The organism is Sandarakinorhabdus cyanobacteriorum, assembly GCF_002251755.1.
In the GTDB taxonomy this organism is placed as follows: Bacteria; Pseudomonadota; Alphaproteobacteria; order Sphingomonadales; family Sphingomonadaceae; genus Sandarakinorhabdus; species Sandarakinorhabdus cyanobacteriorum.
In genome coordinates this window covers 64,297-77,596 of record NZ_NOXT01000125.1, presented here as the reverse complement: position 1 = coordinate 77,596, position 13,300 = coordinate 64,297, and the positions used below count along the sequence as shown (strand labels likewise).

Genomic DNA, 13,300 nt, shown 5'->3' with positions numbered 1-13,300 from the left:
CTGGCGGACAGAGTGGGATTCGAACCCACGGTGAGGTTTCCCCCACGGCGGTTTTCAAGACCGCTGCCTTAAACCACTCGGCCATCTGTCCGGCGCTTGGCCTAGTGGCTGACGGGCGGTGCGGTCAAGTCACGTTGTGCGGGCGCACCTTGCGCAACTCGGTGGGGGAGCGGCCATAGCGGGCGGCGATCACCTCGTTGAAACGGCGCAGGGAAGCGAAGCCGGCGGCGTGGGCAATCTCGGTCATCGGCAGGGCGGTGTGGGCGATCATCTGCATGGCGCGCTGCACCCGGCGGGTCTGGGCGACTTCGATGGGGGAGGCGCCGATGTGCTGGCGGAACAGGCGGGTGAGGTGGCGGGCGCCGACACCGCAGCGCATCGCCAGTTGCTCCACCGTGCCCTCGCCATCCAGCGCGCCGCTATCGATGAGTTTCAGCGCGCGCTCGACCGTGGTGCGGGTGCCGTTCCAGGCCGGGCAGAAGGGCGCTGATTCCGGCCGGCATTTGAGGCAGGGGCGGTATCCGGCGCGCTCGGCGGCGGCAGCGCTGGGAAAGAAGCTGATGTTGCGGGTGAGCGGCGGCCGCACCCGGCAGACCGGGCGGCAATAGATGCCGGTGGTCTTGACCGCGATGAAGAACATACCGTCATAGGCCGGATCGCGGGCCAGGCGGGCGGCGTTCATCGTATCGAAATCGAGGCCGTGAACGGTTGGCGAGGCAGGGGCGTGCATGGCGGAAACGATACGCCCAGCCCGCGCAGGCGACCAGAGGCCAGGCGAAGACCATGGCCGATTTCCGCCAGCGACGTTCTTACAGCCGGGTCATCGCCAATGCGGCCTTGCTGCCATAGCGCGCGCCCGATGTGCGGGGCAGGGCGGCATCCAAGGCTGCAATGTCGGCTGGTGTGAGGGACAGATTGGCGGCACCGGCCGTGTCGATCAGGGTGGCGCGACGCTTGCAGCCGGGGATGGGGATGACATCATCGCCCTTGGCCAGCAGCCAGGCGATGGCGACCTGGGCCGGGCTGGCCTGGTGATCGGCCGCCACCTGTTTCACCACCGCAACCGCCGCCAGATTGGCATCATAATTGGCGCCCTGGTAGCGCGGATCATGGTGACGATAATCGCTGGGCGGCAGATCTTCGGCGCGCGGCACCTGGCCTGTGAGGAAGCCGCGGCCAAGCGGGGAATAGGGCACAAAGCTGACCCCCAGTTCGCGGGCGGTGGGGGCGATTTCGGCCTCCACATCGCGTTCCCACAGGCTCCATTCGCTCTGCAGGGCGGCGACCGGCGCCACGGCGCAGGCACGGCGCAGCGTGGCGGCAGAACATTCGGACAGGCCGATGGCGCGGATCTTGCCTTCGCGCACCAGGTCGGAGAGCGTGCCGACCACATCCTCGATCGGCACGGCGGGATCGACGCGGTGCTGGTAGAACAGATCGATGACATCGCTGTTCAGCCGCTTGAGGCTGGCTTCGCAGACGGCGCGGATATGGGCGGGCTGGCTGTTCACGCCAGCAACTTGCCGCCTTCGATGCGGAAGCCGAATTTGGTGGCGATCACCGCCTGGTGCCGGCGGCCAGCCAGTGCTTCGGCCAGCAGCTCCTCGTTGGCGAAGGGGCCGTAGATTTCGGCGGTGTCGAAGAAATTCAGGCCGATATCAAGGGCATGGTGGATGGTGGCGATCGCTTCGGCGCGATCGACCGCGCCATACATGGCGGCAGCGCCGGCGGTGCCGGCCATGCCCATGCAGCCCAGGCCGAGAGCAGAGACGGTGAGCGGGCCGATCCGGCGGGTGTGCATGGCGCAACCCTTTCAATAGGCAGCGCCACACGCTAAGACATGTCGCCATGACAGCCAAGCAAAGCCGCCGCTATTTCGGCACCGATGGGATCCGGGGCCTGACCAACACGACGCCGATGACGGCGGCCCTCGCCATGAAGGTGGGCCAGGCCGCGGCGCGGCATTTCCTGCGCGGCCAGCATATTCACCGGGTTGTGATCGGCAAGGACACGCGGCTTTCCGGCTACATGATGGAATCGGCGCTGACCGCCGGGTTCACCAGCGTGGGCATGGATGTGACGCTGCTCGGCCCGATGCCTACCCCGGCGGTGGCGATGCTCACCCGGTCGATGCGGGCCGATCTGGGCGTGATGATTTCGGCCAGCCACAACCCGTTCCACGACAATGGCATCAAGCTGTTTGGCCCCGATGGATACAAATTGTCGGACGAGGATGAGGCCGCGATCGAGGCGCTGCTGGAGGAGGAGATTGCGCTGGCCGAGCCGCGCGCCATCGGCCGGGCCCGGCGCATCGACGATGCGCAAGGCCGCTATATCCATTTTGCCAAGGCGACCTTTCCCGAACAGCTGCGCCTGGATGGCCTGAAGATCGTGATCGATTGCGCCCATGGCGCCGCTTACAAGGTGGCGCCGGCGGCGTTGTGGGAACTGGGCGCCGAGGTGATTGCCATGGGCGTGGCGCCCGATGGCTTCAACATCAACGACAAGGTGGGCTCTACCCACCCCAAGGCGCTGCAGCTGAAGGTGCTGGAAAGCGGCGCCGATATCGGGATCGCGCTGGATGGCGATGCTGACCGGTTGATCGTGGTGGATGAACGCGGCCAGGTGGTCGATGGGGACCAGCTGATGGCCCTGATCGCCTCTCGCGCGGCGGAGGCCGGCACGCTGAAGGGCGGGGCGCTGGTGGCGACCGTGATGTCCAACCTGGGGCTGGAACGGTTCCTGGCCGGCCGGGGCGTGGCCCTGCACCGCGCCGCGGTGGGCGATCGCCATGTGCTTGAAATGATGCGGACAAGCGGCTGCAACGTGGGCGGCGAGCAATCGGGGCATATCATCCTGTCCGATCATGCCACCACCGGCGATGGCCTGGTGGCGGCGCTGCAGGTGCTCAGCGCGCTGGTGGCAACGGGCAAGCCGGCGAGCGAGTTGCTGCACCTTTTTGATCCGCTGCCGCAGCTGTTGAAGAATGTCCGCTTCAACGGCGGGGCGCCGCTGGAAACGGCCGGGGTGAAGGCTGCGATTGCCGCAGCCGGAGCCGCCCTGGCCGGTAGCGGCCGCCTGCTGATCCGCAAGAGCGGCACCGAGCCTTTGATCCGGGTGATGGCCGAAGGCGAGGACAAGGCGCTGGTTGCCCGCGTCGTCGATGATGTGTGTGCGGCGGTGGCGGCGGCCTGATGCTGGCGATGCGCCCGGATTGCGAACGCTGCGGAGTGGATTTGCCGCCGGATCAGGCGGGCGCCCGCATCTGTTCGTTTGAATGCAGCTTCTGTGCGGATTGCACCGCCGGGCCGCTGGCCGGGCGTTGCCCCAATTGCGGTGGCGATCTGCAACCGCGGCCGTTGCGGGTGGGGGCGGCGCTGGCGCGTTTCCCGGCATCGCTGGAGCGCAGGCATGGTCGCTAGAATCCTCTGCATCGCTGGGTCCGACAGTGGTGGCGGCGCTGGAATCCAGGCCGATATCAAGACGATCACAGCGCTGGGTGGCTTTGCCATGACGGCGGTGACGGCGGTCACGGTGCAGAACACGCGTGGCGTGACCGCCGTGCACGGGGTGCCACCGGAGATCGTTGCCGGCCAGATCCGCGCCTGCATCAATGATATTGGCGTGGATGCGATCAAGATCGGCATGTTGGGCAGCGAGGCGGTGATCACGGCCGTGGCCGATGCCCTGGCCGGCGTGACGGTGCCGATCGTGCTGGATCCGGTGATGATCGCCAAGGGCGGCGCCGCCCTGATCGAGGAGGAGGCGGTGTGGGCGCTGATGCAGCGCCTGTTGCCGCTGGCCAGCGTGATCACCCCCAATGCGCCGGAGCTGGAGGCGCTGACCGAAACCGAGGTGGCGGATGCGGCCGACATGTTGTTGGCAGCGCAGGAACTTTTGAACGCTGGGCCGCGCGCCGTGCTCGCAAAAGGGGGCCATCTGGACGGTGATGAGCTGACCGACTGGCTGGTGACGCGCCATGGCCACCAGGCCTTCAGCGGCGCACGCATTGCCAGTGGCAGCACCCATGGCACCGGCTGCACCCTGTCGGCGGCGCTGGCCTGCGGGCTGGGGCAGGGGCTGGCGCTGCCGGATGCGGTGGCGCGGGCGCGGGCCTTTGTGCGGCTGGCCATGTTGTCGGCCCCCGGCCTGGGGGCGGGCCATGGCCCGATGGGGCACCAGGCGGTGATCAATGATGGGACGGCGCCGGCCCCGGTGCTGAACCAGATCACCGTGGCAGCCCGCGATTATGCCGCGTCGGTCGCCTTTTACCGGCTGCTGGGGCTGTGCCAGATCGTGGACAGCCCCGACAATGGCTATGCAAGGTTCGAGGCAGGCAATGGCGTCACCTTGTCCATCCACGCTGATGGCGCGGCGGTGGGCGGTGCCACCATCTATCTGGAATCATTGCGGCTGGATGCCTGGGTGGCCGAATTGCAGGCGGCGGGGCTTGGGTTTGAACAATTGCCGCGCGACGAGGATTGGCGCTGGCGCGAGGCCCGGCTGCGCGATCCGGCCGGAAACAGCATCTGCCTTTATCATGCTGGTGAGGATCGGCGGTTCCCGCCCTGGCGCGTGTGATTATTGCCGGGGTGGATGAGGCCGGGCGTGGGCCCTGGGCCGGGCCGGTGGTGGCGGCGGCTGTCATCCTGCGTGGGGCGGTGCCAAGTGGCTTGAATGACAGCAAGAAATTGAGTGCCAAGCGGCGCGAGGCGCTGTTTGCGGCGCTGCTGGCCAGCGATTGCCGGATCGGCGTGGGGCAGGCCAGCGTGGCCGAGATTGATGCGCTGAACATCCTGCAGGCCAATCATCTGGCGATGACGCGGGCGGTCGATGCGCTGGGCGAAGTGCCTGATCTTGTTCTGGTGGATGGCAATCGCCTCCCGCCCTGGCGCTGGCCGGCGCGGGCCATTGTGGGCGGCGACGGGCTGGAGCCGGCGATTTCGGCGGCATCGATCATCGCCAAGGTGACGCGCGACCGGATCATGGCTGAGCTGGACGGCCAGCACCCCGGATATGGCTGGGCGCGGAACCAGGGTTATGGCACCGCCGATCATGCCCGCGCGCTGCAAAGCCTGGGCCCGACACCGCATCACCGCCGCAGCTTTGCCCCGGTGAAGCGGGTGCTGGCGGAATTTTCCAACTGAGTCTTTTGAGTCACACCACTAGGGATTGAGTCCCGCTTGCCCTGTGGGACTCCAGATATTGTGCCTGTTCACGATTTGATTCCATTCCCGAGCGAATCAGGGAATCCCATTGATTCAAAATGATTCTTGACGGCGAATCGCATCTGACTCATCACCATCACCTGTTGGATAGGGAGTGGTTTGATGAAGGCGTTTCGCAGCCCCGACATGATGGATGCCGAACGGCTGCTGGTGGAAACCGGCCTGTCGGGCCGCAAGACCGCGCCCAGGCTTGCCACCAACCGCATCATCCGCGGCGACTGTATCGAGGCGATGAACGCGTTGCCGGCCGGCAGTGTTGATCTGATCTTTGCCGATCCGCCCTATAATCTGCAGCTGGGCGGCGATCTGCACCGGCCCGATGGCAGCCAGGTCGATGCGGTGGACGATGATTGGGACAAATTCTCCAGCTTCGCGGCCTATGACCGCTTCACCCGCGCCTGGCTGAAGGCGGCGCACCGCCTGTTGAAGCCGGATGGCGCGATCTGGACCATCGGTTCCTATCACAACATCTTCCGCGTCGGCGCCGCGCTGCAGGACGAAGGCTATTGGCTGCTGAACGACATCGTGTGGCGCAAGGCCAATCCCATGCCCAATTTCAAGGGCACCCGCTTCACCAATGCCCATGAAACCCTGATCTGGGCGGCGAAGAGCGAGAACAGCCGTTACTGTTTCAACTATCACGCCATGAAGGCGATGAACGAGGATGTGCAGATGCGGTCGGACTGGTTGATCCCGATCTGCACCGGCAATGAGCGGTTGAAGGACGGCGGCGCCAAGGCGCACCCGACGCAGAAGCCCGAGGCGCTGCTCTATCGCATCCTGGTGGCCTGCACCCGGCCCGGCGATGTGGTGCTCGATCCCTTCTTTGGCACCGGCACCACCGGTGCGGTGGCGAAATTGCTCGGCCGGCGCTGGATCGGCATCGAGCGTGAGGAAAAATATGCCCGCGTGGCCGAGCAGCGCATCGCCGGGCTGCTGCCGCTGGAAGGCGGCGCGATCGAGATCAGCGAAGGCAAGCGCGCGGAGCCGCGCATCCCGTTTGGCAGTCTGGTCGAGAGCGGCTTTGTCCGCCCCGGCACACGCCTTTGGGGTCCGGGTCGCCGGGTCGGTGCCAGCGTTCGCGCTGATGGCAGCCTGGACATGGCCGGGCGCACGGGCTCCATCCACCAGATGGGCGCCGCCGCACAAGGCCTGCCAAGCTGCAACGGTTGGACCTTCTGGCACATCGAAGATGACGATGGCCGGTTGGTGCCTCTGGATGCCAGGCGTCAGGCGTTCCGCTTAACCACTGCGGCGGGCGCCTGACGCCTGGTATCCTTCACGTTCCGGCGGTTGCGGCTTTGAATGTGAAAGAGCCTGCTGATTGTGCCATTTTGGCTTTGTGTAGGACAGGTTGGCCAGCAACACATTGAACATTCCAATATTTTTCGGTCAACGCTTGCTGCGTGGCTGACAGGGCGCGAGTCGATGGCCGTGCCGGCGTGGCAAAACCGCCTTCCTTTGTGCCCGCAAACGGGCGCGCGGTGACCGCACATGTTCCGGCGGTGACCGCAGCTCGCGCGCCGGTGGTGGCGGGGCTGGTTGCCGGTGACCGCTGGCGGGTAGTGCCGAAATGACAGCAATTCTGCCGCACCCCTTGCGGGCCCCGTGTTGACTGGATAGGACACCCGCCATCCGCATTGAGGGGAGTGAGTGATGCGCCTGTTCCTGATTTCCGCCAGCCTGATTACCCTGGCCACCCCGGCCCTGGCCGCCGACAGCAAGCCGCAGATCGGCAGCTTCGGTTTCGACACCGCCGGCATGGACACCAGCGTGAAGCCGGGGGACGATTTCGTTGCCTATGCCAACGGCAAATATTTCGCCAACCTGCAGATCCCGGCCGACAAGACCGCCTTTGGCATGTCGAGCGGATTGTCGGATCTGAGCCGCGAGCGCACCCGCAGCATCATCGAGAAGGCCGCAGCCAGCAACGCCGCGCCGGGCAGCGAGGCCCAGAAGGTTGGCGATTATTTCGCCACCTACATGGATGAGGCCGCCATCGAGGCCAAGGGCATCGCACCGATCAAGCCCGATCTGGATGCCGTTGCCGCCATCAAGGACAAGGCCGGCTATGCCGCACTGATCGGCAGCTATCTCCGCCTGGGCCAGGGTGGCCCGATCCAGTTCGGCATCGGCCCGGATCGCAAGAACCCCGACCGCTTTGTCGTGCAGGGCGGCCAGGGCGGCCTGGGCCTGCCCGACCGGGATTATTATCTGGATGAGAAGAACCCGGCCTTCGCCGCCGCGCGCGTGAAGTACAAGGCCTATGTCGCGACCATGCTGGGCCTCGCAGGCTATGACAATGCCGCCGCCCGCGCCGATGCGATCTTTGCGCTGGAAATGCAGCTGGCCAAGGTGCACTGGAGCCGCGTTGAGCGCCGCCAGGCCGAAAAGACCTACAACCCGGTGCCGGTCGGCGAGCTGGGCACGCGCTTTCCGGGCTTTGACTGGGCCGCCTATTTCAAGGCCAGCACCATCCCGGTGCAGGGCGATGTGATCATTTCCACTCCCAGCTCGGTGGAGGCGATTGCCAAGATCATCGATGGCGCTGATCTGAATGTGCTGAAGGATTACATGGTTTTCCAGATCCTGCGCAGCGCCTCGTCGGGCCTGCCCAAGGCCTTTGGCGATGCCACCTTCGACATGTACAACAAGACGCTGGGTGGCCAGCCGGAGCAGGCGCCGCGCTGGAAGCGCGGGGTGGATTTCACCTCCAATGCGCTGGGTGAGGCCATCGGCAAGCTTTATGTCGCCGAATATTTCCCGCCAGCGGCCAAGGCCAAGATTGACGAGCTGGTGAAGAACATCATCGCCGCGCTTGACGCCCGGCTCGACAAGCTGGCCTGGATGGACCCCAAGACCCGCGCCGCCGCGCGGGAGAAGCTGGCCGCCTTCACGCCCAAGATCGGTTATCCCGACAAGTGGCGTGATTATTCCAAGCTGACCATCGTGCGCGGCGACATGATCGGCAACGCCCGCCGCCTGGCCGAGTTCGAATTCAACGACGATGTAGAGAAGCTGAACAAGCCGGTGGACCGCAGCGAGTGGTTCATGACGCCGATGACGGTGAACGCCTATGCCAATCCGACCTGGAACGAGATCGTGTTCCCGGCCGCGATCCTGCAGGCGCCCTTCTTTGATCCCAACGCCGATGATGCCGTGAATTATGGCGCGATCGGCGGCGTGATCGGCCATGAAATCACCCACCATTTCGACGACCAGGGCCGCAAATATGACAAGACCGGCCGCCTGGCCGAATGGTGGACCGCCGATGACGTGGCCCGCTTCAAGGAAGGCACCGACAAGGTGGTGGCGCAATATGGCGCCTATGAGCCGCTGCCGGGCAAGAAGATCAACGGCCAGCTGACGCTGGGTGAGAATATGGCCGATCTGGCTGGCGTGACCATCGCCTATGATGCCTATCAGCGCAGCCTGAAGGGCAAGAAGGCCAAGGTGATCGATGGCTTCACCGGCGATCAGCGCTTCTTCCTGGCCTTTGCCCAGAGCTGGCGCACCAAGAATCGCGATGCCGCGCTGCAGCAGCAGCTGGTGACCGATCCGCACACCGCCAGCCACTTCCGCCCCTATGTCGTGCGCAACCTGGATGTGTGGTACAAGGCGTTCAACGTGAAGCCCGGCGAGAAGCTGTATCTGAAGCCGGAAGAGCGGATCAAGGTGTGGTAAGACGTTATTATCGCCCGATCCTGACGGAAGGGGAGGGGTTGCCGCTGGCCGGCGGCCCCTTTTCCTTTGCGCGGGCCGAAGTGCTGACCCGCGCCGGCAGCGAGGGCGTGATTGCCGCCGAACAGGTGCCGGCTGACTGGCTGGACCGGCTGACCGCGCCGCGCCCGGTGCTGGCGCGCTGGGGGTATCGCCAATTGCCGCTGGTGATGGGCATCTTGAACGTGACGCCCGACAGTTTTTCCGATGGCGGCCGGCACGATGATCCGGCGCTGGCCGGCGCGGTGGCGCAGGCCATGCTGGCCGATGGCGCGGCGATCATCGATGTGGGCGGGGAATCCACCAGGCCCGGCGCGCGCGAACTGCCGGTGGCGGACGAACTGGCACGCATCAAAGGGCTGTTTCCGGCGCTGTCCGGCTGCGCCTGGTCCATCGACACGCGCAAGGCCGGGGTGATGAGGGCAGCCTTGGGGGCTGGCGCGGGCCTGATCAATGATGTGTCGGCGCTGTGCCATGATCGCGGCGCGCTTGCCGTGGTGGCGGACGCGCAGGCACCGGTGGTGTTGATGCATCACCAGGGCACGCCGGAAACGATGCAGCAGGCCCCGCATTATGATGATGCGCTGCTGGATGTGTTTGACTGGCTGGAGGGGCGGATTGCCGCAGTGGTGGCCGGCGGCGTGGCGCGGGACCGGATCATTGCCGATCCCGGCATCGGCTTTGGCAAAGGGGTCAACCACAATGTCGCGCTGCTGAAACGCCTCTCGCTGCTGCACGGGCTGGGGGTGCCGATCCTGCTGGGGGCCAGCCGCAAGTCCCTGATTGGCAAGCTTTCTGCCGATGAACCGGTGGAGCGGCGGCTGCCGGGCAGCCTTGCCATTGCGCTGGCCGGGGCCAGTGCCGGCGTGCAGATGCTGCGCGTTCATGATGTGCCGGAAACCGTGCAGGCCCTGAAGCTGTGGGCGGCGGCGCAGCCCTGTCTGGGCTGAGAGGGCTTCTGCCCCTTCACAGCCGCGAATACTCTGCTAACAGGCGAAACGCAGCCTTTGCGGCAGTGCAACGTGAACACGCAATTTTTGAGGGTTTTGCCAGCCATGGCCAGCAACAATCATCCGATGGACGGTCACAAGGCGACCTATTCGGGCTTCACCGCCGCCACCAAGTGGGGGACGACATTTGTCGTCACCGTGGTGGTCGCGCTCTATGTGTTCCTGGTCTGATTGACGCGGCAAGGGGGCGGCCATGAAGATTGCGGTGCTGAAAGAGATTGCGGCGAATGAAAGCCGCGTCGGCGCGACGCCGGAAACGGTGAAGAAGCTGATCGGTCTGGGCGCCAGCGTGGCGGTGGAAAGCGGCGCCGGTTTTGGTGCGCGCATTTCCGATGCGGATTATGCCGCGGCCGGGGCGAGCGTGGCATCGCGCGCCGAGGTGATTGCCGGCGCGCAGATGGTGCTGGGCATCCAGGCGCCGCAGCTGGCTGATCTGCCCGGCATTGCCGCCGGCACCATCGTGGCCGCCATCATGTCCCCCTTCAACGATCGCGGCAAGATCGAGGCCTATGCCGGGGCGGGTCTGGTCGCCTATGCCATGGAATTCATGCCGCGCACGACGCGGGCGCAATCGATGGATGTGCTGTCCAGCCAGTCGAACCTCGCCGGGTACAAGGCGGTGATCGATGCCGGCGAAGCCTATGGCCGCGCCTTCCCGATGATGATGACGGCCGCCGGCACCATTTCGGCCGCGCGCGTGTTCATCATGGGTGTGGGCGTTGCCGGCCTGCAGGCGATCGCCACCGCCCGCCGCCTGGGCGCCGTCGTGTCGGCCACCGACGTGCGGTCGGCCACCAAGGAACAGATTGAATCGCTGGGCGCCAAGGCCATTTTTGTCGACAAGGTGAAGGGCATCGAGGGCGAGGGCGCCGGTGGTTATGCCACCGAGATGAGCGACGAATACAAGGCCGCGCAGGCGGAGCTGGTGTCGAGCCACATCGCAAAGCAGGACATCGTCATCACCACCGCCCTGATCCCCGGCCGTCCGGCTCCGCGGCTGATCACCGATGCGCAGCTGGCCAGCATGCGGCCCGGCAGCGTGGTGGTTGACCTTGCGGTGGACAGCGGCGGCAACGTCGAAGGCGCGGTCGCCGGCCAGGTGGTGGAGGTGCATGGTGTGAAGATCATCGGCCATTCCAACCCGGCCAGCCGGATTGCGCCCGATGCCTCGGCCCTGTTCAGCCGCAACTTCTTCAACATGATCTCGGCCTTCTGGAACAAGGAGGCCAAGGCTGCCGAATGGCCCGCCGATGATGACATCGTGAAGGGCATCAAGCTGACCGAGGGCGGTAGAATCGTCCACGAACGGCTGCTGGGTTAAGGGGGCGCGCGCCATGGATTTCCTGTCGATCCTGTCGATCTTCGTGCTGGCGGTGTTCGTCGGCTATTATGTCGTGTGGTCGGTGACGCCGGCGCTGCACACGCCGCTGATGGCGGTGACCAACGCCATTTCATCGGTGATCATCGTGGGCGCGCTGATTGCGGCGGCCGCCGGGGCCATCACCGAAGGCGGCGGCATCTCGCAATGGCTTGGCCTGCTGGGTGTGGTGCTGGCCAGCATCAACATCTTCGGCGGCTTTGCCGTGACGCGGCGCATGCTCGCCATGTACAAGAAGAAAGACAAGAAGCCGGCGGCTTCGAAGTAAGGCAGGGGCAAAACCATGGAACACGCAGTCGCCGCCACCCCGGCCTGGGCCGTTCTGGCCTATCTGGTTTCGGGCGTCCTCTTCATCCTTTCGCTGCGCGGCCTGTCCTCGCCGGAAAGCTCCCAGGCGGGCAACCGCAATGGCATGATCGGCATGCTGATCGCCGTGGGCACCACGCTGGCGCTGCACCCGACCGGCCTGCCGCTGATCATCGGCGCCATCGCCATTGGTGGCGGCATCGGCTGGGTGATTGCCCAGCGCATCCAGATGACGGCGATGCCGGAGCTGGTCGCCGGCTTCCACAGCCTGGTGGGCATGGCCGCCGTGCTGGTGGGCTGCGCCGCCTATCTCAATCCGGTGGCCTTTGGCATCACCGATGCGGCTGGCGCCATCCTCGGCGTGAGCCGGGTGGAAATGGGCCTGGGTGTGGCCATCGGGGCGATCACCTTCTCGGGCTCGATCATCGCCTTCCTGAAGCTGTCGGGCCGCATGTCGGGCTCGCCGATCCTGCTGCCGGGCCGCCATGTGCTCAATTTGGGCGTGTTGGCCGGCATCCTGATCCTGACCGGCATCTTTGCCACCGACTCCGGCGCTGCTGCAGGGCAGGGGCCGTTGCTGTGGATCATCCTGGGCCTGTCGTTCCTGATCGGCGTCACGCTGATCATCCCGATCGGCGGGGCGGACATGCCGGTCGTCATCTCGATGCTGAACAGCTATTCGGGCTGGGCGGCGGCGGCCATGGGCTTCACCCTGCAGAACACCGCGATGATCATCACCGGCGCGCTGGTCGGCTCGTCGGGCGCGATCCTTTCGTACATCATGTGCAAGGCGATGAACCGCAGCTTCATCAGCGTGATCGCCGGCGGCTTTGGTGCCGAGGCTGATGCCGGTGGCCCCAAGGCCAGCGGCCCGGCCAAGAGCTACAAGGCCGGCTCCGCCGGCGATGCCGCCTTCATCATGCAGAATGCCGAAAGCGTCATCATCGTGCCGGGTTACGGCATGGCCGTCTCCCAGGCGCAGCACGCGCTGCGCGAGATGGGCGACCTGCTGAAGAAGGAAGGCGTGTCGGTGAAATACGCCATCCACCCGGTCGCCGGCCGCATGCCGGGTCACATGAACGTGCTGCTGGCCGAAGCCAATGTGCCCTATGACGAAGTGTTCGAGCTGGAAGACATCAACAGCGAGTTCGGCCAGTGCGATGTCGCCTTCGTGATCGGCGCCAACGACGTGACCAACCCGCTGGCCAAGACCGACAAGACATCGCCGATTTACGGCATGCCGATCCTGGATGTGGAGAAGGCCAAGACCGTGCTGTTCGTGAAGCGCTCCATGGGCGGGGTGGGCTATGCCGGCGTGGACAACCCGGTGTTCTATGCGGACAACACGATGATGTTGCTCGCGGATGCGAAGAAGATGGTGGAGAATATTGTGAAGGGGCTGAACGGCGGGGGGCACTGAGCAGCGCGGCGTGTGGATAGTGCGCAGCGCTATCCACCCACTCGCGCAAGCACGGCCAGCGACCAAAAAGGGCGGCCCTCAGGCCGCCCTTTTTTGTGTCGTCTGACGGCGCGGCTCTGCCGCGCTCTTCCTTTCTTCCTGCCTCTCTCACCAAGCGGACTCGGCGGCTCTGCTGCCGGCCGCGCGCTGGGTCAGACCGGCGACGTTCGCGCTTGCCCAGCCCCCTCCGTCGCCTTCG

14 protein-coding genes and 1 tRNA gene are annotated in these 13,300 nt (G+C 65.6%); 11 read left to right on the top strand and 4 right to left on the bottom strand.

Going from position 1 to position 13,300, the window contains the following annotated elements:
- Position 1: 1 nt before the first annotated feature.
- The 4 genes from CHU93_RS15985 to CHU93_RS18305 form a co-directional block, all read right to left on the bottom strand.
- Positions 2 to 91, bottom strand: a tRNA-Ser gene (locus CHU93_RS15985).
- Positions 92 to 124: 33 nt separating this feature from the next.
- Positions 125 to 730 carry a bifunctional transcriptional activator/DNA repair enzyme AdaA gene (locus tag CHU93_RS15980; protein ID WP_094475140.1) on the bottom strand — a complete coding sequence of 202 codons (606 nt, stop codon included), beginning with the start codon at positions 728 to 730 and terminating at the stop codon, positions 125 to 127.
- 79 nt (positions 731 to 809) lie between these two features.
- Positions 810 to 1,511 (bottom strand): aldo/keto reductase, encoded by a 702-nt coding sequence (locus CHU93_RS15975; protein ID WP_341476595.1) that lies wholly within the window; start codon positions 1,509 to 1,511, stop codon positions 810 to 812.
- Positions 1,508 to 1,801 (bottom strand): aldo/keto reductase, encoded by a 294-nt coding sequence (locus CHU93_RS18305; RefSeq protein ID WP_341476594.1) that lies wholly within the window; start codon positions 1,799 to 1,801, stop codon positions 1,508 to 1,510. Before CHU93_RS18305 ends, CHU93_RS15975 begins: the two co-directional genes overlap by 4 nt.
- Positions 1,802 to 1,848: 47 nt before the next feature.
- Here CHU93_RS18305 and glmM point away from each other — a divergent pair, with 47 nt between their 5' ends.
- The 11 genes from glmM to CHU93_RS15920 all read left to right on the top strand — a co-directional run bounded on the left by glmM (position 1,849) and on the right by CHU93_RS15920 (position 13,062).
- Positions 1,849 to 3,195, top strand: a complete 1,347-nt coding sequence (glmM, locus tag CHU93_RS15970; protein WP_094475139.1) for a phosphoglucosamine mutase — start codon at positions 1,849 to 1,851, stop codon at positions 3,193 to 3,195.
- Positions 3,195 to 3,422, top strand: a complete 228-nt coding sequence (locus CHU93_RS15965) for a DUF1272 domain-containing protein (protein WP_094475201.1) — start codon at positions 3,195 to 3,197, stop codon at positions 3,420 to 3,422. The genes glmM and CHU93_RS15965 overlap by 1 nt, the downstream gene beginning before the upstream one ends.
- On the top strand, positions 3,412 to 4,581 hold the full coding sequence (gene thiD, locus CHU93_RS15960; RefSeq protein WP_094475138.1) for a bifunctional hydroxymethylpyrimidine kinase/phosphomethylpyrimidine kinase: 1,170 nt from the start codon (positions 3,412 to 3,414) through the stop codon (positions 4,579 to 4,581). Before CHU93_RS15965 ends, thiD begins: the two co-directional genes overlap by 11 nt.
- A complete protein-coding gene (locus CHU93_RS15955; protein ID WP_094475137.1) occupies positions 4,578 to 5,147 on the top strand; it encodes a ribonuclease HII in 570 nt (189 codons plus the stop codon). Before thiD ends, CHU93_RS15955 begins: the two co-directional genes overlap by 4 nt.
- 210 nt (positions 5,148 to 5,357) lie before the next feature.
- Positions 5,358 to 6,494 (top strand): site-specific DNA-methyltransferase, encoded by a 1,137-nt coding sequence (locus tag CHU93_RS15950; RefSeq protein WP_094475200.1) that lies wholly within the window; start codon positions 5,358 to 5,360, stop codon positions 6,492 to 6,494.
- A 390-nt stretch (positions 6,495 to 6,884) separates the two neighbouring features.
- The gene (locus CHU93_RS15945; protein ID WP_094475136.1) at positions 6,885 to 8,912 is read left to right on the top strand and encodes a M13 family metallopeptidase; all 2,028 of its coding nucleotides are present in this window, start codon (positions 6,885 to 6,887) and stop codon (positions 8,910 to 8,912) included.
- Positions 8,906 to 9,898 (top strand): dihydropteroate synthase, encoded by a 993-nt coding sequence (folP, locus tag CHU93_RS15940; protein ID WP_094475135.1) that lies wholly within the window; start codon positions 8,906 to 8,908, stop codon positions 9,896 to 9,898. The genes CHU93_RS15945 and folP overlap by 7 nt, the downstream gene beginning before the upstream one ends.
- Positions 9,899 to 10,003: 105 nt before the next feature.
- Entirely contained in the window at positions 10,004 to 10,129 is a 126-nt protein-coding gene (locus tag CHU93_RS15935; protein WP_094475134.1) for an aa3-type cytochrome c oxidase subunit IV, read from the top strand.
- A 22-nt stretch (positions 10,130 to 10,151) separates the two neighbouring features.
- Positions 10,152 to 11,279 (top strand): NAD(P) transhydrogenase subunit alpha, encoded by a 1,128-nt coding sequence (locus CHU93_RS15930; protein WP_094475133.1) that lies wholly within the window; start codon positions 10,152 to 10,154, stop codon positions 11,277 to 11,279.
- Positions 11,280 to 11,292: 13 nt separating this feature from the next.
- Positions 11,293 to 11,604: a proton-translocating transhydrogenase family protein gene (locus tag CHU93_RS15925; protein WP_086116386.1), complete on the top strand. Its 312-nt coding sequence runs from the start codon at positions 11,293 to 11,295 to the stop codon at positions 11,602 to 11,604.
- Between the two features lie 15 nt (positions 11,605 to 11,619).
- Positions 11,620 to 13,062, top strand: coding sequence for an NAD(P)(+) transhydrogenase (Re/Si-specific) subunit beta (locus tag CHU93_RS15920; RefSeq protein WP_094475132.1), 1,443 nt, complete (start codon positions 11,620 to 11,622; stop codon positions 13,060 to 13,062).
- Positions 13,063 to 13,300: the final 238 nt, after the last annotated feature.